Source organism: Dorea sp. ICN-14282, from assembly GCF_037890115.1.
Taxonomy (GTDB): Bacteria; Bacillota; Clostridia; order Lachnospirales; family Lachnospiraceae; genus Dorea_B; species Dorea_B phocaeensis.
In genome coordinates, this window is sequence record NZ_JBBKBH010000003.1 from 172,240 (window position 1) to 191,538 (window position 19,299).

General features: G+C 42.3%; 21 protein-coding genes and 1 pseudogene. All 22 read right to left on the bottom strand.

Translation table 11 applies throughout. The features are described from left to right. Positions 1-49: 49 nt before the first annotated feature. Positions 50-331, bottom strand: coding sequence for a hypothetical protein (locus tag WKT00_RS09350; RefSeq protein ID WP_003864601.1), 282 nt, complete (start codon positions 329-331; stop codon positions 50-52). 14 nt (positions 332-345) lie between these two features. Further along, positions 346-693 carry a TnpV protein gene (locus tag WKT00_RS09355; protein WP_015543451.1) on the bottom strand — a complete coding sequence of 116 codons (348 nt, stop codon included), beginning with the start codon at positions 691-693 and terminating at the stop codon, positions 346-348. A gap of 267 nt (positions 694-960) precedes the next feature. Further along, positions 961-2,847: a group II intron reverse transcriptase/maturase gene (gene ltrA, locus WKT00_RS09360; RefSeq protein WP_208062150.1), complete on the bottom strand. Its 1,887-nt coding sequence runs from the start codon at positions 2,845-2,847 to the stop codon at positions 961-963. 719 nt (positions 2,848-3,566) lie between these two features. Next, positions 3,567-3,698, bottom strand: coding sequence for a Maff2 family mobile element protein (locus tag WKT00_RS09365; RefSeq protein WP_026650183.1), 132 nt, complete (start codon positions 3,696-3,698; stop codon positions 3,567-3,569). A 121-nt stretch (positions 3,699-3,819) separates the two neighbouring features. Further along, complete coding sequence (locus WKT00_RS09370) at positions 3,820-5,679, bottom strand: VirD4-like conjugal transfer protein, CD1115 family (RefSeq protein WP_445292932.1); 1,860 nt, start codon at positions 5,677-5,679, stop codon at positions 3,820-3,822. Positions 5,680-5,702: 23 nt separating this feature from the next. Beyond that, on the bottom strand, positions 5,703-6,194 hold the full coding sequence (locus WKT00_RS09375; RefSeq protein ID WP_118142728.1) for a PcfB family protein: 492 nt from the start codon (positions 6,192-6,194) through the stop codon (positions 5,703-5,705). A gap of 82 nt (positions 6,195-6,276) precedes the next feature. Next, positions 6,277-7,071 (bottom strand): ATP-binding protein, encoded by a 795-nt coding sequence (locus WKT00_RS09380; protein WP_118142727.1) that lies wholly within the window; start codon positions 7,069-7,071, stop codon positions 6,277-6,279. After that, a complete protein-coding gene (locus WKT00_RS09385) occupies positions 7,071-7,889 on the bottom strand; it encodes a replication initiator protein A (RefSeq protein ID WP_118142726.1) in 819 nt (272 codons plus the stop codon). Before WKT00_RS09385 ends, WKT00_RS09380 begins: the two co-directional genes overlap by 1 nt. 9 nt (positions 7,890-7,898) lie before the next feature. Further along, positions 7,899-8,777, bottom strand: coding sequence for a replication initiator protein A (locus WKT00_RS09390; RefSeq protein ID WP_117579928.1), 879 nt, complete (start codon positions 8,775-8,777; stop codon positions 7,899-7,901). Continuing rightward, positions 8,770-9,162, bottom strand: coding sequence for a hypothetical protein (locus WKT00_RS09395; protein WP_055060295.1), 393 nt, complete (start codon positions 9,160-9,162; stop codon positions 8,770-8,772). The genes WKT00_RS09390 and WKT00_RS09395 overlap by 8 nt, the downstream gene beginning before the upstream one ends. Positions 9,163-9,175: 13 nt before the next feature. Next, a complete protein-coding gene (locus WKT00_RS09400) occupies positions 9,176-9,574 on the bottom strand; it encodes a single-stranded DNA-binding protein (protein WP_005344165.1) in 399 nt (132 codons plus the stop codon). Positions 9,575-9,587: 13 nt separating this feature from the next. Further along, a complete protein-coding gene (locus tag WKT00_RS09405) occupies positions 9,588-9,986 on the bottom strand; it encodes a hypothetical protein (protein WP_044921493.1) in 399 nt (132 codons plus the stop codon). A gap of 129 nt (positions 9,987-10,115) precedes the next feature. Next, positions 10,116-10,427: a DUF6050 family protein gene (locus WKT00_RS09410; protein WP_022068206.1), complete on the bottom strand. Its 312-nt coding sequence runs from the start codon at positions 10,425-10,427 to the stop codon at positions 10,116-10,118. After that, positions 10,417-10,584 carry a hypothetical protein gene (locus tag WKT00_RS09415; protein WP_165853758.1) on the bottom strand — a complete coding sequence of 56 codons (168 nt, stop codon included), beginning with the start codon at positions 10,582-10,584 and terminating at the stop codon, positions 10,417-10,419. Before WKT00_RS09415 ends, WKT00_RS09410 begins: the two co-directional genes overlap by 11 nt. A gap of 135 nt (positions 10,585-10,719) precedes the next feature. Further along, positions 10,720-11,625 carry a ParB/RepB/Spo0J family partition protein gene (locus tag WKT00_RS09420; RefSeq protein WP_118142724.1) on the bottom strand — a complete coding sequence of 302 codons (906 nt, stop codon included), beginning with the start codon at positions 11,623-11,625 and terminating at the stop codon, positions 10,720-10,722. Continuing rightward, entirely contained in the window at positions 11,615-12,400 is a 786-nt protein-coding gene (locus WKT00_RS09425; protein ID WP_118142723.1) for a ParA family protein, read from the bottom strand. The genes WKT00_RS09420 and WKT00_RS09425 overlap by 11 nt, the downstream gene beginning before the upstream one ends. Positions 12,401-12,698: 298 nt before the next feature. Beyond that, positions 12,699-13,163 (bottom strand): annotated as a pseudogene (gene eno / locus WKT00_RS09430) (phosphopyruvate hydratase); the annotation flags it as partial. Between the two features lie 121 nt (positions 13,164-13,284). Beyond that, on the bottom strand, positions 13,285-14,631 hold the full coding sequence (gene glmM, locus WKT00_RS09435; RefSeq protein WP_340263299.1) for a phosphoglucosamine mutase: 1,347 nt from the start codon (positions 14,629-14,631) through the stop codon (positions 13,285-13,287). A 210-nt stretch (positions 14,632-14,841) separates the two neighbouring features. Then, positions 14,842-16,233 carry an NAD(P)/FAD-dependent oxidoreductase gene (locus WKT00_RS09440; RefSeq protein WP_101695794.1) on the bottom strand — a complete coding sequence of 464 codons (1,392 nt, stop codon included), beginning with the start codon at positions 16,231-16,233 and terminating at the stop codon, positions 14,842-14,844. A gap of 20 nt (positions 16,234-16,253) precedes the next feature. Then, positions 16,254-17,126 (bottom strand): shikimate dehydrogenase, encoded by an 873-nt coding sequence (gene aroE / locus WKT00_RS09445; protein WP_340263303.1) that lies wholly within the window; start codon positions 17,124-17,126, stop codon positions 16,254-16,256. Positions 17,127-17,271: 145 nt separating this feature from the next. Continuing rightward, positions 17,272-18,450, bottom strand: a complete 1,179-nt coding sequence (locus WKT00_RS09450) for a phosphoribosylaminoimidazolecarboxamide formyltransferase (RefSeq protein WP_101695792.1) — start codon at positions 18,448-18,450, stop codon at positions 17,272-17,274. 18 nt (positions 18,451-18,468) lie between these two features. After that, complete coding sequence (locus WKT00_RS09455) at positions 18,469-19,182, bottom strand: IMP cyclohydrolase (protein WP_173814705.1); 714 nt, start codon at positions 19,180-19,182, stop codon at positions 18,469-18,471. Between the last annotated feature and the right edge of the window lie 117 nt (positions 19,183-19,299).

Sequence of the window (19,299 nt, forward strand, 5' to 3'; positions counted from 1 at the left end):
CTGTCTATACAATAAAAGCCTCGTTATATATAGTCTATGTTCTGATTATTCAGATCTTACTGTCTTTTTCACACACCAGTCTTTCATAATCCAGAAATCCCCGGATATACATTTCTTTTGCCACAATTCCCTCCATTGCATTTTTCGCTGAAATAATCCTGTCCAGTGTCTGCCACATCTCCTGTCCGCCATCTCTGAGGACCGGTTCCAGTATTTCTATGTAATGATGAATTTCTGCTTCCAGAGTGAACATCTCCGGGTCAGATTCAAGAAATCTTTCCAGCTCCCGCTGGTATTCTTCATAATAACTTTCAATCAGTTCTCTTCTCATATCTAGAATCCCCCTTATACATAAATCAGTTCCTGCTTGATGATCTCAGCAGCCCGGTTGCGGATATTGTTACAGTGGCATAGCCATTCCATAGGATTCTGTCTCTTCAGTTCCTCGGAAACTCCCTCCGCACTTCGCATCTGAGTTTCGATCAATTCAAAGCGTTCCTGTGCCTGTTCATTCAGATCTGCCAAATAACTGTCCAGCCTGGCGGTCAGAAGAAGATATGTATAAGTTCCAGATTTATGTTCTTTCAGATATTCCTTCCGAAGCATTCCCCATAAGCCAATCGGTCTGGTTTCCTCCGGGTAGTAAAGATTCGGTAAATAATAGTCTCCCACTTTTGTGTATTCGATTTTCATGGTGTCTCCTTTCGCTTTGCATGAAATTGTCATGTTATCTGCGTAGGATGTGCATTTTCTCTTTAAAATCTTTTCACATAGAAGACATTAAGTGTTTGATGCCCTGGCTCTTAGCACCGGATAGCGATAGGTAATCCTTTGAAGTTATCTCCGGATTTTCCCCCGCTCCACACCGTGCATGCGACTTTCACCGCACACGGCGCTCCATCGAATTCAGCCGTCCAGGGCTTTTAAACACAACTTACACACTTCGTTACAGCATTAAATTCAAAGAATAATAGGTGGCATTTCTGCCATAATACGAAGTTTGTTAAGCTTTTCTATTTGTTTATTGTCAAGATTTAAGGATTTCAGGTACTTCTCAATCGTAAGTTCTGAAGAAGCATGGATAAGGATATGAACCGCTTTGCTGACAAGAATAAGATTTGCGTATTCATCCGAACCGCCATTGCTAACCGGCACTTTATGGTGGCAGTGAATATCGTGGGAATCCATCGGAATTCCTGTCACTGCACATTTACCATACTGTGCCGCATACAAAGAAATACGGTTATCCGCATATTCAATGGTTCTGCCCTTTACAGGATTTCTCATCAGCCATAACATTGTCGCTGTGTCGATTGCAAGATTCTTATGAATCTGTTCCCGACCTTTTACCGTATATTTATTGATGGATTTCCTTTTATGCTGGGCATTCTTTGACTGGACATATCCCAGTGGAACCACCGGACGTCCATGAAGGAACCTCATCTGTCTGCTTGCTCCATACTTTTCTTTAATGAACCCATTTCTGAGCTGTCCCTTTTTGGATAAGTCTCCTTTCAGTCTGTTTCTGAGCTGTTTGTTGATACTGAAGGCAAGTCTGCTGAAGTCATGGGATACTTCTGTAGAAATACAATAGTATTCATGAAGTCCGGCAACTACAGAGTTATATTTCTGAAGCTGCATGAACTGAGCATTATCATCTGACGAATGAGCCAGTTTCTTTACTTCTTCCGAGACTTTTTCATGAGCCTTTTTGTATGCTTTATCGCTCATATGAGACCGAACCACATATTTCTTACCCTTTTTACGAACTTTCAGCTTGAACCCGAGAAAATCAGAATTCTGTCTTTTGAGATTTACTACTTTGGATTTGTCAGGGCTGATTTCCAGCCCCAGCCTGTCCTTTAGCCATAACTCTGTTGCCTTGTATGCTCTGACAGCATCCTCATGTGTTGCGCAGAAAATTTTAAAATCATCTGCGTACCGAACTGCATGCATCTCTTTTAATCTGCTCCGGCGCAGAGCCCTGTAAGCGTGGCTCTTAATCTCTGTTCCCTGCGCATTGCTCCTCGTTTTGAATTTTGTTTTTGTTGGCATCTCCTCCCATTGTGAGGCAATCCACCAATCCAGTTCATTCAATACGATGTTTGCAAGCAATGGCGACAAAATACCGCCTTGCGGGGTACCCCGTGCGGGATATGTTTTCTTCCCATCTGGCAGAACAACAGGTGCTTTCAGCATCTCTTTTATAATGCATAACAGCTTTTTGTCCCGGATTCCCAATGCCCATATCTGACGAATCAGCTTTGTATGGCTGATATTATCAAAGAAGCCTTTAATATCGAGGTCAACCACATGGTACAGATGCTGTACCTGTATCAGCCTCATGCATTGCGCAATAGCAGTCTCAGCGGAACGGTTCGGGCGGAACCCGTTGGAGTTCTCACTGAATTTTGCTTCACATATCGGCTCCATGACCTGCAAAATACATTGCTGTACGATCCGATCTACGATAGTTGGAATTCCCAGAGGTCTGGACTTTCCATTGGGCTTTGGTATCTCCACTCGCCTTACGGGTCGTGGATGATAATTACTGAATTGTTTCCGTATGAGACGGACGTATTCTTCCTCGCTTAACTTTGCAAGGTCGGCTATCGTCCTTTTATCCACTCCCGAAGTATCACTTCCTGTATTCTTCTTTATCGTTCTGTATGCAAGCTTGATATTTTCTTCACTCTCGATGATTTCCATCAGATGGTTGAAGGTTTTATCTTTCTTACTTTCTGCATACAGCCTGTCAAAAGTACCTTCCATGTCGTAATACTCTGAGTTGCGGATTTTTCTCTGTTTACTTTTCCTTTCTTGCTGCCCCGAAGTCAACACAGGCATCCTCTCCCTTCGGTTTGGATTTTCTTTGTCATACTCGAAGCTGTGTTTGTTGTGTTTTCATTTTCTTTGCTGAATTCGACTTGTGGCTATCCCTCCACCGCTTACTTATTCACGGCTTCACAGGTACTGTGCCACTACTCTCACTGGAATAAAGAATGGTTATTGCCCTCTCGCGAAGGTATTCCCATCCACCACATCACTGGCTTGCAACCGCCTCCGTGTTCCCAGCTTTCCACGTTCCGATATTCCTATCATTGGATATCTTTAGGTTCTTCCTCTAAACCTGTATCTGGTCATGCATAACCGCACCGCCTGTAACGATGCATGGACTTTCATAACAACCAATTTTACTCGCCCACAGATACCACCATGAAGGGTGTACTGCCTTTCGACCGCATCAACGTTTAGACTCGTACATTCAGAATTTCGTCAGTATTTTCATACATTCTCACCATGGATATCCGACCCCCGGCATATAGGCAACACCATCCACCTCTGGACAGCTTTCGTGTCTGGTCTGAAAACCAGTCTTACGGTTGCTCTCTGCCGACTTCACCGAGCTCTATAAACTTTTGGAGAGAGCCGTTGCATGCTCCCCGCCATTCGGAGTATTAGGGTGGCGCTTCGGGACGTTACCCCCTCATTTCACCAATCGGAATATCAGTTCTCCAAAGTTTCGGGCTACAATTGCCCTTCGACTTTGTGCGTAAGCTTTTCACTTACGAACGTGTCGCACGATTGTCATTTCCATATCCTTCCAGAAGGTTTACGACACCCCACACGCCAAGACCTGCGCCGATTGCGACTACAAGAGTTTTTAAAGTTGTAATTGCACTGCTAAAAAATGCCATATACATTCACCAAAACTGACTTCTTTCAGGTGTTTACGGGAATGAAAAAACACCGACTAAAAAGCCGGCGCACCTAATGTCAGTTATTCCTTTCCTCATTATTTTTCGTTCATTCCCATGGTTATTCCGACAGCTCCACCTGAATTACCTCCACTTCTTCTTCGGGTTTCGGTGTGTACTGCGGATTTAACTCTTTTTCTACTTTGTATCGGTTTTTCTCATTTTCATCTGCAAGAAAACGATAATTTTTGTGTTTCGTGATATCATATTTGTCTGAGAAAAATGGTCTGGCACCACGAATCTGAAGGATACATTTTCCTCCATCCATGACTGCAATCTCATCTTCTGTCATCAGCTGTTTGCCTGTTTTCTGGTAATTCAATCCAAAGGACTTCTGATTACTCCTCGTTTCCGAAGTGTTATACAGATCAATGGTTTCCTTACCCAGAAGCTCACTCATTTCCTTTAAGGTAGTTTTCTCTTTTCCTCCAAGAAATAGTGTCGTATCACAGTTACCCAGAATGGTATCTGCACTATCCTTATACATTGCCTTTAGCTGACTCTGTGACTGTAAAATAATAGAAGCAGAGATTTCCCTGCTTCGGATGGTTGCGATCAGCTTGTCAAACTGTGGAATCTGCCCGATGTTGGCAAACTCATCAGCGATGACACGCACATGAACTGGCAGTCTTCCACCATATTCATCATCTGCCTTATCGCAAAGCAGATTGAAAAGCTGTGACTGTAACATGGCAATCACAAAGTTAAAGGTTGTATCTGTGTCGGACATAATCAAGAACAAGGCTGTTTTCCTGTCTCCGATCTTATCCAGTTCCATTTCATCGTAAGACATGATCTCACGAAGTTCTGCGATATCAAATGGGGCAAGTCTCGCACCACAGGAAATCAAAATCGACTTCGCCGTTTTGCCAGCCGCCATTTTATATTTTTTATACTGTCTGACCGCAAAGTGCTGCGGATCTCTTTCTTCCAGTTCCTGGAACATCATATCCACAGGATTCTGGTAAGTTTCATCCTCTTCACGGGTTTCGCTTTCATTCAAAAGATCCAGAAGGGTATTCAGATTCTTTTCCTCTTCATCCCCTTCATACCAGATAAAAGCAATCAGTGCTGTATACAGCAATTTCTCTGCTTTCACCCAAAAATCTTCGGAAGCTTTTTCCCCTTCGCCTTTGGTATTAACAATGATTGTTGTCACCAGCTTCAGGATATCTTTTTCAGACCGTATATAAGCAAATGGATTGTAATGAAGCGATTTGGAAAAATTGATAGTATTCAGAACCTTAATCACATATGGCTCATGAACTACTTTTCCAGATCTATCTTTCATAATATTTCCATTCTTATCTTTCTTAGGTGGTCCCTTTGCTAACATCTTCCCGCACTCCTCAATCAGAGTGCCTTTCGGATCTGTAATGACCATGGAACAGTTCATCTGCATGACTGACGGCTTAACGAAAAATCGAGTTTTTCCGGAACCACTGCCGCCAATGACCACTATATTTTTATTTCTTGCATACTTTGGCTGTTTAGGTCTACTTTCCATAGTCAATGCTTCTGTTGCTGTCAATGGAATATTCATCCAGGGATCTTCCGACATATAAGGCTTGATATCCTCTGCGGTTCCCCATCTAGCTGAACCATACTCGATGCCTTTCCGTAATTTCTTTGCGTCTGCCTGTTTCTGCCAGACCAACACTTTCAGAACGACTGCAACAACAATACCTGCTAGCAGATCTTTCCAGTTATTGCTTAACACAAAACCTGCAAAAATCCGGTCTGCGTGTTCCATTGCATATAATAGTTTGTTCCCCATATCTTCTCCCGGACTGTTCCGGTAAAGAAAAAATGCCCGGTCTGCATAGAAAGCAGCCAGAGCATAAGGGATATTTGTAAGAACCAGTTTCTTTTTATCCAGGGCGGACAGCTTACCCCCGATTTTATTCTTCCACTTCTGCATCAGAGTTTTGCCGCTTTTCTTTTTCATCGACTCTGCTCCTGATGCCGGTTCTTTACTTTGTCCTTCGTCTTCTTTTGCATCATTGCCCGGTAAGCTGCAAGACGCTTATGAATGGAAGGTTTATTCGCTTTTTGAATCTGTTTCTGGGAAAACTCACGGAAAGCAGCATTGAGTGCATCCTGATCACGCCCCTTGAAGAATACCAGATAAACCGGAGGTTCTTTGCTCTTGTCTTTTTTCAGAGCATAATTGATCCCATATTTTCTGGCATACCGTTCAAAGGACTTGATATTTTTGTCCGTGATCTCGATATTGACCATCCCGGCATTCTGTTTTGCCAGCTCTTTTACCGTGACCTTTCCCTGTTTCGGCTGATTTTTCTGTGCTTTCTTCTCTACTGATTTCTGCTTCTGATGACGCAGATACGCAACAAGAACCTTTTTCAACAGGTCTGCCGTAATCTTAGTAGCCCGAATACAGAACGTGACCGTTTTCTGAGTTACCTCTTCCTGCATGACTTTTCCCTCCTTTCAGCGATTCAACTGCTGTCCAGATCTGTAATCATGGCAATCACCCCCTTTAATAAAAAAAGACAAATTAACCGGTAATCAGGTTCTGCACCTGTACGAGTTTTTCTGTTCCTTCTTCTTTTCTCTTATCTTCTCCACCACAATAGATGGGAACACACATTTCAAGTATTCTACTGTAAATACGCTGATGGGCAGTATCCAAATCTGTGGATTTCATTTCATTCAGTCCCAGATTCGTTGTTACGATCAGCGGAAGCATTTTACAATAGCGGCTGTCTATCACATTATAGACCTGCTCCAAAGCAAACTCAGAATTTCGTTCTATTCCTAAATCATCAATAATCAGCAGCGGATAATCCACAAGATTTTGTATAATCTGGTTCTTATCTGCCTGATAGCTGGTCATTTCATTTAAAATCCTGGAAAAATTCGTCATCATGACACGTTCTCCCTGTTCCAAAAGTGCATTTGCAATACAGCCTGCAAAGAAACTTTTCCCAGTTCCAACTGGTCCCATCAAAAGCAATCCTACATTTTTTCTCTTCATATCTGTCCAGTTTTCTACATACTGCCTGGCAATTAGTGTCTTCTGGTTGCTTCCATTGTCATTTTCAAATTTCCATTCCCAGAATCTTCTTTCCCGAAGTCCGACGGATTTTCTCTGATAAAGCAGCCGCTGTGCTTCTTCCCACTGCATCTTTTCATCCAGTTCCTGTCTGGCTTTCACCTCGCATTCGCACAAACAGGACACTACATGCTCAAATCCCATCAGACTGACTTTCATCTGTTTTCTTTTTCCACAGATGCCACAATGAAGACATCCCTCTTTGTCCAGATAATCTGCTGTTACTTTATTTTCCATCACAGGCTTTCTCCTTCCTGAAATTCATATTTATCCATTCCTGCCCTGGCTCCATCCCGTTCTGCCCAAAGACAGATTGTTGCAAAATGGTTCTGATATTCTTTTCCACTGGATTTCATATAAACAGAAAGATGATCAATTCGTTTCTGGTAATCCCATGGAAAAAGCATCATCAACTCCCGCAGTTCAGCTTCCGACAGAACAACATTTTTAAATCTCCCATACAGACTGAATTTTTCTTCCAACGCGGGAGTATTGCCATTACTCTTATCAGTATGATTCTTTTCAGTCTTATTTATCTTAGTATTACTTCCATCCAGATTCTTGCAGTCCGGACTTCTATTTTTTTGCGTTCCGGACTTCCAGTTTCTTGCAATCCGGATTTCCAATTCTTTGCAGTCTGGATTTCCAGTTTCTGGCGTTCCAGAAGCAACGTATCTTACTGGCTTTCCTCTGATCCGTTTCACAAAATTTTTCACATATATGACAGAAGGACGATTATTCCCCTGCCGATACCGTTCGATCAATCCAATTCCATGCACACTGTCAAGCTCATAAAGAAGCTTTGTTACTGTTGTATGCGACATTCGCAACAGCTCCTGCAATTCTGCAATCGTGTAAATGATATAGACATAACCATCACTGTCAATCCAGCCATTTTTCTTGGATAGACTGATTCGATCAAGCAGAATTCCGTAAAGAAGCTTTGCGTCTGTGGACAGGCTTGCAAACTCTTTTTCTGTGAACAGAGCTTTTGGTATCCGAAAGAAAGAAAACTGGTCAGATTCTTCTGCTCTGAAATATTCAAAATCTGCCATAATATTTTCCTACTCTTCTACATCAAAATCACAATTTGCAGCACTGCCTGTACCATGACATAATTCATCAAGCACATAATTGAATGCATTCATCGCTTCTTCCAAATAGATTTTCCTAGCCTCTTTATCACACGCATACATATCGGCAATAAATCCTTCATCATTTCCTATTGCGTGTACCAGAGTCTCCAGAACTTTCATAAATTTCTTTTTTGAACACTTTTTATTCTGCCTGTTCACATATTGCTGAATATCCAGTACTCTATCAGCATTTTCCTCATTCTCTTCAAGAATTCCAAACGCCAGATCCATGCCAAATTCATAGCCATCACAGGAAATCTGATCAACATCAAGCTGTCCCAGCTCATCTCGATAATTTCTTTCTTCCATTGAAGTCAGTGGTGTCTCATATTCATCCAGATATCCCATATCTGCAATTGTTTCCAGAATATCTCTGGATGCTTTCACCATTTTGTCCATAATGATTTCTCTTTCTTCCATCGGCATATTTGCCATAATGCTGTCTAATGTCATCATTGATTCTTCCTCCATCTCATTTTCATAAATATCGTTGATATAAAAGTGGTTTGCCTTTCCATTGTTCGGAATGATACGCACTAGATTTCCAACATCCACCAGTTCCTGTACTGCCTGATCTACCCCATATCTAGTTGTATTCAGGTCTTTCTTCATTTCACTTTTTGGATAGATTACATACAAATCCCCCTTACCATCTACCCAATCATTCTGCACCGCAAATTTCAAACGATCCAGAAATAAGCTGTATAAAATCTTTGCTGTATTTGACAGATTTTTGTATTTTTCCATCTGGAACAGCACCTTCGGCACCTGCAGACAATCTACCGGCATATACTCCATCTTACTCATTGATTGTTTCCTCCTTCTGTTTGTACAGCACTTCAGCTGAATTGATATTGATTTCCAACATCCCTACAAATACCTGATAGTACAGAAGGCATATCTGTTCATCCTCTCTTGCCAGATACAATCCTTCCAGTTCATCGGACGGATGTTTCATTCCATATACTGCCTGACAGATATCATGGATTTTCTCACATTCCACACTTCTAAGATGCTGCTCCAAGGTGTGGTTAAATCTCTGCCAGTCCTCCAGTTTCTGATTTACTGACATCATGCACTGGAACAGTTCCGCTGCTTCACATGCTGCTGACAGCACTACATTTTTGTTATTGATACTTCCATCGGCATTTTTCATATGCCCTACCATATACGCCTGATCTACTGAAACCATCTTTTATCCTCCTCTATCTAAACGGCATTTCTTCTTCCATGCCCTCTGGGATCTCTAAGAACCCTTCCGCATCTTCTGGAAACGGTGGTCTGTCAACCATTTTTGCACCTGCGAATTCAATCCGGTTTGCATACACTTCGGTGGTATAAATTTTTTTCCCGGTATCCTTATCTTCATAATTACCTGTGACAATCTCGCCTTCCACCATGACCTTCGTGCCCTGCATCAGATAATCTCTGGCAAATTCTGCTTTCTTTGCAAAAGCCTTTACCGGAATGAAACTGACTTCATCGGAATAATTTCTTCTGACTGCCAGAACAAACTTGGCAATCTTATGAAGTCCTTTTTCATTCTCCACTTCGTTGTATCCGGGATTTCTTACCAATCGCCCGGAAATAACTGTTGTATTCATTGGCTTAACCCTCCTATGCTTTCATTGATTTGTAACAGATGCCGATACATGGTCCACATTTTCCATAGGCACATCCGTAACATTCATCTTTTTCCAACTCTTCTTGCTTCATTTCATCGGCAAACATTCCTAACAGTGTTGTATAAATCTTTTTCATTGCAAGGAACTTTTCTTCTGCTTTTTCCATCTTCTCTTTGTAAAATGGGATCAGTTCACGAAGAACTGGATGGAAACGTTCATTTTCATCATCCCAGGCACAGGTTTTCATCATACAACGTGGCTGTTTCTCATAATTGCCCAGATAATACGGGCAGAACGTACAGCCTCTTTCTTTAACAATTTCCACCGGAATTACTGGCATCTGACTTTTGATTTCCTTAGTTACATGCTTACTTTCAATTCGCTCTCTCATATTAAAAATCCTCCAAGAATATATATTTGCAAAAGGGACTTCCCCTGAATTGCCTGGTTTTAAGCACAAAAAAAGAGGCAGACTTACGATTTTTGTTTTCGCAAGCCTGCCTCTTATCAATCTAATATTCTATTTTCCAATGACATACCGTATAAACACGTATATCGCTCTAATCACATACACTGGAATCATGATACTTCCAATCAATGCTCCAATGATGACACTTAATGCAGCCATCCCAAGTGTTGCTGTGGTATCCATTCCTCTCGGAATCAGAATCAACCGCATTTTATGTATTCCAAATGGAAGTCCAGCAATAAATACCCACCAGAACCAATCCGTCTGTCCACTGACCTTCATAATTGTTTTTGTCATCCAAAACCAGAATACCATAAATGCCAGTGGCAGAATCGATTTTTTAATTACATCTTCAATCGTCATCTTTTTTCTCCCTCTGTCTGATTCCTTCCGCCACCTCCCGATTAAGGTTTGCCAATATTTCTCTAACCACAGGAGAATCCAATCGAAAGGTTTCCAGATCTTTCTCCGTAAGCTCCCTTCCGTTCGCATCATATCTTCGTACAATTTTTAAAGCCATACTTTCACTTCCTTCCTGCTGATAATCCTAATGTTTTCAACAAATGTTTAAACTTCTCTCTTTTTATCCGTTTAACACGTATCTTTTCTATCTTTTTCAGATAGACTTGTATTCTACTTGCCATATCTTCATTGCTCATTCTTTACCCTCTCTTTCTGCCCACGATGCCAGAAGCATAAATATAATTTCTTCCATCTGAGTCTTTGTATATGTATCTGGAAAATATTGTTTCAATTTCTTCGCCGGAATCTGCACCTGAACTTTTTCAGTACTTTCATTCATGCAAATCTGGTCAATTTCTGAATACGTCAACATCCGCTCTTTTGAAATCTGCTTCAATTCCTTTGCCTGCTTCATGGAAGGTACCATATTGTGATTACTCATATACTGAAATAATATCTGCTGCTCTTCAGTTCTCAAATAAGAAAGTTCAACAGCTGTGTTAAAGGGAAGCTTCTTCTCGTCTGCCAATTCTAATAGCTCTGCTACTAACTCTGTCAGATGAATATATCGAAGAATCTGTCTGGAACTATCTCCTGTATTCTGACTGACTTCTTCTGCCGCCAACTTCTTGCCAACTTGGCAAGAAGTTAAATCAGATCGTTTTCCCTGACGCTTTAACGCCTCATATTTCATTTTATAAGCAAATGCCTTTTCGCTGATCAGCAGCTCTTCTCGTTGAATGTTGGAATCTACCATAATCACCGTCGCTTCATCATCTGTTAGATCTTTGATGATAACCGGCATTTTCTCTAGTCCAGCAAGTTCACATGCTCGTTTTCGCCGATGACCAGCTACCAGCTCATAACCACCGGATTCTCTCAACCGCACAATACCAGGAACCAACACGCCATATTGTGTAATACTTTCCGCTAATTCTTCCATTTTCTTATCATCTCTTACTTGAAACGGGTGATTCGTAAATGGATGAAGACTTCCTATTGCTATCTCACTAATTCCATTGGTTGTCTCTTCGTTTGTTCCAAACAATGCATCAAGCGGCTGTAAGGAAACGGGAGTTGCTCTTTTTTTAGATGGCATCTTTCAGCACCTCCTCCGTCACTCTCCGATAAGCTTCTGTAGCTTTGCCTTTCGGATCATAAGAGAAAATACTCTGTCCTTCTCTGACTGCTTCCTTCATTCTTACAGAAAATGGAATATAATTATCGAAGATATGAATTTGACTTCCATATACATTTCTGAGAAGTTCCATATTATTCCTGGCATCATTCGTATGAGCATCGACCATCGTAAACAGAATTCCACCGACTTGCAGCTTCGGATTGATTTGCTTACGGACCTTACCGATTGTTTTTAATAACTGCTGCAATCCTTTGATTGGCAGGTAAGACGCTTCAACCGGAATTAGTACTTCATCTGATGCAGCCAGTGCATTGATTGTGATCATTCCCAATGATGGCATACAATCAATGATAATTGCATCATATTGATCCTTGATACCATATAAAATCTGTTTCAATACATATTCCCTGCTCATTGCATTTACCAACTGTACTTCCGTACCTGCCAGTCCAATGTTAGAACAGATAATGTCTATTCCTTCTGCCTGATGCCTGATATAACAGTCTGAAGGAATATCTTCATCTTTCATTACTGTATCCATAAGAGCTGTAAGTGTTTCATTACTTTCATCACAATCACGATATCCAAATCCTGCGGATACATCAGACTGTGGATCGGCATCAACGATTAACACTTTCATATTCTTTTGTGCTAATCCTACTGCTAAATTAGCTGTACATGCTGATTTTCCCGTTCCCCCTTTTTGGTTTACAATAGAAATTACTTTTGCCATAATCTTTCCCTTCTTTCTTGTTAAATAAAAAGACTGAATCAGACAGCTGAGATATAAATCTCATGCGAGCTAATTCAGTCCAAAATATATTTTTATTCAATTATCACCGCTTTCGTGGTATAGTAAATACATCTCAGCAGAGTTCTGAAATTCTATTACTTCTGTACTGTGTTATTTATAAAAGAGAGGCCTTTCCTTCATAAATTCGTTGATTGGTTACGAAATTTATTTAGGACTAAATCGCTAGAGCCCTTGTATTATAAGGGGTTCTGCCTTGTGTCATTATAATAACACAAGCACCGCCATTTAAGATATTCATCATCGGAACCGGCATCTTTCCCACATGAATGCCGCCCAAGTAAGAATAAAGTGGCGTCCGAAGCGCAGCTGCCGCAGCTTTTGCCGCAGCCATGGAAACTCCCAGCGTTGCATTTGCACCAAGATTTGATTTATTATTGGTTCCATCCAACTTCTGTAGCGTTTCATCGATCGCCTTCTGATCGAACACATTCATTCCCACCAATGCATGTGCAATCCTGGCATTGACATGATCCACTGCGCGACGTACCCCCAGACCACCATATCGCTTTCCGCCGTCCCGAAGTTCCACCGCTTCAAATTTCCCGGTAGAAGCCCCGGACGGAACTCCTGCGCGTCCGAGAAACTCATCTCCTGCCAACACCTCAGCTTCTATCGTAGGATTCCCGCGAGAATCAAGAATTTCTCTTGCGTAAATATCTGTAATCGGCAAATACTTATACATAAGTTCTCCTTCCTTTTCCACATGATTCTATAGTATGTGTCAATTTTAAAAAACTCATGCAAAATAAAGAGGCTTATAATACAACAGGCACAGTGAAAACACTGTGCCCGGAATACGTTCATTATTCAATCATCAGACCTTCGGCTTTGATAACATCAACCACCTGATTTACATATTTCTCACAAAGTTCATCCGTTGCCGCCTCAACCATCACACGAATCACCGGCTCCGTTCCACTTTCTCTTACCAGAATACGTCCATCGTCGCCAAGAGCTTCGGCAACAGCTTCCACCGCTTTTACAACTGCTGGATTCTCCCTCGCTTCTTTTTTATCAGCCACGCGTACGTTCTTTAGAAGCTGTGGATAAATCTTAACCGCCTCTGCCAGCTTTCCAAGACTCATCTTCTTCTCCAAAATAACTTCCATCACCATCAGAGATGTCAGGATTCCGTCTCCTGTCGTCGCATGTTTGCTGAAAATAATATGGCCGGACTGCTCTCCGCCAAGAGAATAATCATTTTGTACCATATTTTCATATACATACTTATCTCCAACTGCCGTCTTTTCATACTTAAGACCTGCTTTGTCGCATGCTTTGTAAAGTCCCAGATTGGACATAATCGTCGTTACAATCGTGTCGCCGTTAAGCCGTCCATTCTCCTTCAGATATTTTCCACAGACATACAGAATCAAATCTCCGTCAATCACATTGCCATTCTCATCCACTGCAATACACCGATCGGCATCACCGTCATATGCAAATCCGACATCCAGCTGATGCTCCTTCACATACTGCTGAAGCACTTCAATATGTGTGGAACCACAGTTCGTATTAATATTCGTTCCATCCGGTTCACAGTTGATCACATAGGTTTTTGCTCCTAATGCATCATAAACGCTTTTTGCAATGGCGAATGCGCTTCCGTTAGAGCAGTCCAAACCTACTCTCATATCTTCAAAGGACCTTGTTGCCAGAGAAATCAGATAACCAATGTAACGATTTCTTCCCGCTGCATAGTCTACGGTTCGACCGATCTCCTCTTTCTTAGCAAGCGGAAGTTCCCCGATTTCACCGTCAATATACGCCTCAATCTTTTCTTCCACTTCGGCTTCCAGTTTATGCCCTTTTCCATTGATGATCTTGATTCCATTATCATAAAACGGATTATGGCTTGCGGAAATCATAATACCACAGTCAAAATTCTCTGTTCTTGTCACGTAAGATACACTTGGAGTCGTCGTCACATGCAAAAGGTACGCATTAGCTCCAGATGCCGTCAATCCTGCTACCAGAGCATACTCAAACATATAACTGCTTCTTCTGGTATCCTTTCCGATCACAACCTTCGCCTTATGATCCTGTCCATAATACCATCCAAGAAATCTTCCAACCTTAAACGCATGCTCAACCGTCAATACTTCATTTGCTTCTCCGCGGAATCCATCCGTGCCAAAATATTTACCCATAATTATAATCTCCTTGTATTTGCCTTTTTGTCCGATTTTTTTGCACAATCGGATTTCAACATGTGTTCTATTATACGAGGTTTTGTCTGAAATTACAACCTAAAATTACAGCCGGGGACTTGGTCTTCTCAAAAAATCACCAAATCCCCGGCTGTAATTCTGCTATATTTCTTCTATATTTTCTATATTTCCTCTGTATTCCGTCTGGATCTACTTCTCAAGAATACATCTTGCCACACAAATTCCATTGGCAGATGCCTGCTGAAGGCCTCTGGTGATAGACGCTCCGTCGCCCATTGCGCGAAGGCCTTTGATATTCGTCTCAAACTCCTGATTTACAACCACCTTATTGGAATAGAACTTCACTTCCACACCGTACAGCAGCGTCTCATCTGATGCAATTCCCGGCGTCACTTTATCAAGCGCCTGAATCATCTCATCGATCGCCACCATAATTCGATGCGGAAATACCAGCGACAGATCTCCCGGTACCGCATCCTTTAAGGTCGGCGTAATATTATTTCGCATCAGACGCTCCTGTGTGGTACGCCTTCCTCTTCGGAAATCTCCGTATCTCTGCAGCAGAATCTTACCGTCACAGAGCATATTTCCCAGCTGCGCAATATGCTTGCCATACTCGATCGGAGACTTGAAAGGCTCCGTAAAGTTTTTGGAAACCAAGAGCGCAAAGTTCGTATTATTCGTCTTCATATCCTGTGACTTATACGCATGTCCGTTCACCACAGCCAGCCGCTCGTCATAATATTCGGTTGCCACTTCCCCGGATGGATTCGTACAAAATACGCGCACCTTATCGTCAAATGTCGGCGTATAATACACTAATTTTGCTTCATAAAGCTTCTCATTAAGTTCCTTCATAATCTCATCGCGCACTTCCACACGCACGCCCACATCCACGGTACCGTTTCGAGTCTCAATATTGTGCTCTTTACAGATATGAGAAAACCACTCCGATCCTTCCCGTCCGATTCCTGCTACAATCTCCGATGCGTAGTATGTCTCACCCTTATCCGTCACAACACCTTTTGCCACGCCGTCTTCCACCAGGATATTCTTCACCATGGTCATAAACTGGATCTCAACACCTTGTTCCAGCAGATGATTCTGAAGACGTGTATAGATCTTATAACCTTCTTCCGTCCCCAGATGACGAATCGGACACTCGATCAGCTTTAGATTCGCACGAATCGCCTTGGCCCGAATATTCTCAATCGCCTCGTAATCTTCGATTCCATAGACTTTCTCATCTGCACCAAATTTCAGATAGATATCATCAGCCTCACGGATCAATTCCTCTGCCCTCTCATAGCCCAGAATTTCCGGAAGCGTCCCTCCTACATCCGGAGATAGCGATAATTTCCCATCAGAAAATGCTCCCGCTCCTGCAAATCCGGTTGTAATGGAACATGGCTGACAGCCCACACATACCTTTGTCTTTCGTTTCGGACACTGTCTCTTTTCGATAGATCGTCCTTTTTCAAGCATCAAAACTCTCAGATCAGGTCTTTGTTTTTTCAGCTCATACGCACAGAAAATCCCAGACGGACCTGCGCCGATAATAATTACATCATACTGATCCATTGCAAACACTTCCGCTCTCACTACTGATGTTTTGCCACGATTGGCGCCACCACATCAAGCGGCATTTCTTTTCCTGTCCAAATGGAAAAACTTTTCGCCCCCTGATACAACAGCATCTGCTTCCCGTTCATAATCTTACATCCACAGCTTTCTGCCATCTCCAGAAACTTTGTCTTAGCCGGATGATAAATCACATCGATTACCGACAGTCCCGGCCGGAACACCGCAAGATCATTCACCGGACTCTTCCCTTCCATTTTTCCCATGCCGACTGGCGTTGCATTTCCAAGGATATCACTTTGCGCCGTCTGTTCTCTTAAAATATTTTCCTCCGCCAATTCATATACCTGAACCTTGCAGTTCGTCTCACGATTTAATCTCTCGGCCAGCTTTAATCCTGCTTCAAAGGTGGCATCCTTAATTCCGAACAGTGAGATTTCTCTCATTCCATCTAAGGCAGCCTGCGTACAGGCAGCTGCACTGACGCCGCCTGTTCCGATCAGCGTCATCTTCGCTCCTTCGATCTTCACCCCATTTCTGCGAAGCGTTTCCACAAAACCATGACCGTCCGTATTATAACCAATGAGCTTTCCATTCTCATTATGAACACAATTCACGGAACCACAAAGTCTTGCTTCTTTACTTAATTCATCCAAATACGGAGCAACAACCTGCTTATTTGGCATCGTAACACTAAATCCTTTCACGCCCAGCACCTTCAAGCCTTCCACCGCCTGCGCAAGCGTATCCTGTCCCACCTCAAAAGCCAGATATTCATAGTCCAAACCCAGTGCATCAAATGCCGCATTGTGCATTTTCGGAGAACAGCTATGCTCAATCGGTGTTCCGATCACCCCGAATAATTTTGTTTTTCCGGTTACATTCCTACTCATACTATACCTTCTTCCCTGATTTTCCAGTTTCCCTGACTAATTCCAAAAAAATCGCAACCCTAGCTTCCTCAACCTTCAGACTACGATTTTCTTCTGGTCCATTTCTATGTTCCGATACAACGGGCAGCGATCCCGTTCTGTGCTTTTAGTGGTGGAACAAACGGATTCCCGTAAAGGACATCACCATTCCATACTTGTCGCACGTCTCGATTACATTGTCATCTCTTACAGAGCCACCTGGCTGTGCAATGTATTTCACACCGCTCTTATGTGCCCGCTCAATATTATCTCCAAATGGGAAAAATGCATCCGAGCCAAGAGCCACATCCGTCAGCTTATCAAGCCACTCTCTCTTTGCCTCTCTGGTGAATACTTCTGGCTTCTCTTTGAAAATCTTCTGCCACTCACCATCTGCAAGTACGTCCATATAGTCGTCTCCGATATACAAATCGATCGCATTATCTCTATCTGCTCTTCGGATGGAGTCCACAAATGGAAGATTCATCACCTGAGGAGACTGTCTCAGCCACCAGTTATCAGCCTTCGTTCCTGCCAACCGGGTACAGTGGATTCTAGACTGCTGTCCTGCCCCAATTCCGATTGCCTGTCCGTCTTTAACGTAACATACGGAGTTAGACTGGGTATATTTTAATGTAATCATGGAAATAGCCAGATCAATCTTTGCCTGTTCTGTCAAATCCTGATTCTTCGTTACGATATTTTGAAAGAACTCTTCATCAATTTTCAGTTCGTTGCGTCCCTGCTCGAACGTAATTCCGAATACATCTTTATGCTCCAAAGCTTCCGGTACATAATCAGGATCAATCTGAATAACGTTATAATTGCCATTCTTCTTTGCTTTCAGAATCTCCAAAGCTTCCGGCTCATATCCCGGAGCAATCACACCATCAGACACTTCTCTCTTAATCAGTCGCGCCGTATCCGCATCACACACATCAGATAAAGAAATAAAATCTCCAAAGGAAGACATGCGGTCTGCTCCTCTTGCTCTTGCATATGCACATGCAAGCGGAGACAATTCTCCCAGATCATCCACCCAGTAAATCTTCGCCAGCGTATCGCTAAGCGGAAGTCCTACTGCTGCTCCTGCCGGTGACACATGCTTAAATGAAGTCGCCGCCGGAAGTCCGGTCGCTTGTTTCAATTCCTTTACCAACTGCCAGCCATTAAAAGCATCCAGAAAGTTAATGTATCCCGGTCTTCCATTTAAGACCTGAATCGGAAGTTCTTCTCCATTTTTCATATAAATTCTGGATGGTTTCTGATTTGGATTGCAGCCATACTTTAATTCTAACTCTTTCATCATCTGTCTCCTTACTGATTACTGATTCTTATTCACGATTTTGGTTTCATAGGTTCCTGTTGCAATATCGATATAGCGAACAAACAAGGATACCTTGTTCTCTGCATTCAGACTATTCCAGAGCATATCTGTAAATGCACCCATATCATCCGGGATCTCAATCAGCTTGGGTTCTCCCTCAAAGCTTGGAAGCGGATTGCCGTCACACTGGTAAGTATGAATAAAATGGCCTTCCCCTGCCGCCGGATTTTCATACGCAAATGTATAGCGGTTGCACCCTTCTGGACTTCCATTATTGCTCTTTAAAATGGACATCGCATAGTTATAGTTTCCATTTTCAATATGCATAATTCCGGAAATTCTAGGTGTATAATTCGGTGCATCCGGCTCAAACTCTCTGCATCTTAAGGACTGTTCAAACGTCATCTGTTTATCCATTCCCTCATAGATGGTATCTGTCTGATCTCCGTTGGTCACAATTGTCTTATTGCCCAGTACCCTAACCGGTGCATAAATAATAAGGCTTGGATCTGTCAGCTTGGATGGGTCATAAGCCTGCGTGCGGATTCCCTCGCCGTCTTCTACAAATACGCGGTTACGGCTGTTCTCACTTCTTCCCATAATAAAGTAAGCGGTCACTGCCTTTGTTCCGTCTGCACTTCTTCCTATGATAATGCCTCGCCCAGGATAAGAATTGCCCTGTAATTCTTTCTCAATGTTTAACATTTCCATGAATACCTCTCCTTTTCATTCGTCATCAGCAAGTATTTCAAACTGCCCTTCTATTATATATAAAATGTATCGGTTTTACCAGTCTATATTCCGAGAAATTTGCGCTCGATTTTTCTT

Excerpts from the sequence above, each read along its gene's own strand:
- WKT00_RS09350 (WP_003864601.1), bottom strand. The coding sequence starts at position 331 with ATGAGAAGAGAACTGATTGAAAGTTATTATGAAGAATACCAGCGGGAG.
- WKT00_RS09355 (WP_015543451.1), bottom strand. The coding sequence starts at position 693 with ATGAAAATCGAATACACAAAAGTGGGAGACTATTATTTACCGAATCTT.
- ltrA (WP_208062150.1), bottom strand. The coding sequence starts at position 2,847 with ATGCCTGTGTTGACTTCGGGGCAGCAAGAAAGGAAAAGTAAACAGAGA.
- WKT00_RS09365 (WP_026650183.1), bottom strand. The coding sequence starts at position 3,698 with ATGGCATTTTTTAGCAGTGCAATTACAACTTTAAAAACTCTTGTAGTC.
- WKT00_RS09370 (WP_445292932.1), bottom strand. The coding sequence starts at position 5,679 with ATGCAGAAGTGGAAGAATAAAATCGGGGGTAAGCTGTCCGCCCTGGAT.
- WKT00_RS09375 (WP_118142728.1), bottom strand. The coding sequence starts at position 6,194 with ATGCAGGAAGAGGTAACTCAGAAAACGGTCACGTTCTGTATTCGGGCT.
- WKT00_RS09380 (WP_118142727.1), bottom strand. The coding sequence starts at position 7,071 with ATGGAAAATAAAGTAACAGCAGATTATCTGGACAAAGAGGGATGTCTT.
- WKT00_RS09385 (WP_118142726.1), bottom strand. The coding sequence starts at position 7,889 with ATGGCAGATTTTGAATATTTCAGAGCAGAAGAATCTGACCAGTTTTCT.
- WKT00_RS09390 (WP_117579928.1), bottom strand. The coding sequence starts at position 8,777 with ATGAGTAAGATGGAGTATATGCCGGTAGATTGTCTGCAGGTGCCGAAG.
- WKT00_RS09395 (WP_055060295.1), bottom strand. The coding sequence starts at position 9,162 with ATGGTTTCAGTAGATCAGGCGTATATGGTAGGGCATATGAAAAATGCC.
- WKT00_RS09400 (WP_005344165.1), bottom strand. The coding sequence starts at position 9,574 with ATGAATACAACAGTTATTTCCGGGCGATTGGTAAGAAATCCCGGATAC.
- WKT00_RS09405 (WP_044921493.1), bottom strand. The coding sequence starts at position 9,986 with ATGAGAGAGCGAATTGAAAGTAAGCATGTAACTAAGGAAATCAAAAGT.
- WKT00_RS09410 (WP_022068206.1), bottom strand. The coding sequence starts at position 10,427 with ATGACGATTGAAGATGTAATTAAAAAATCGATTCTGCCACTGGCATTT.
- WKT00_RS09415 (WP_165853758.1), bottom strand. The coding sequence starts at position 10,584 with ATGGCTTTAAAAATTGTACGAAGATATGATGCGAACGGAAGGGAGCTT.
- WKT00_RS09420 (WP_118142724.1), bottom strand. The coding sequence starts at position 11,625 with ATGCCATCTAAAAAAAGAGCAACTCCCGTTTCCTTACAGCCGCTTGAT.
- WKT00_RS09425 (WP_118142723.1), bottom strand. The coding sequence starts at position 12,400 with ATGGCAAAAGTAATTTCTATTGTAAACCAAAAAGGGGGAACGGGAAAA.
- glmM (WP_340263299.1), bottom strand. The coding sequence starts at position 14,631 with ATGGGTAAATATTTTGGCACGGATGGATTCCGCGGAGAAGCAAATGAA.
- WKT00_RS09440 (WP_101695794.1), bottom strand. The coding sequence starts at position 16,233 with ATGGATCAGTATGATGTAATTATTATCGGCGCAGGTCCGTCTGGGATT.
- aroE (WP_340263303.1), bottom strand. The coding sequence starts at position 17,126 with ATGAGTAGGAATGTAACCGGAAAAACAAAATTATTCGGGGTGATCGGA.
- WKT00_RS09450 (WP_101695792.1), bottom strand. The coding sequence starts at position 18,450 with ATGAAAGAGTTAGAATTAAAGTATGGCTGCAATCCAAATCAGAAACCA.
- WKT00_RS09455 (WP_173814705.1), bottom strand. The coding sequence starts at position 19,182 with ATGGAAATGTTAAACATTGAGAAAGAATTACAGGGCAATTCTTATCCT.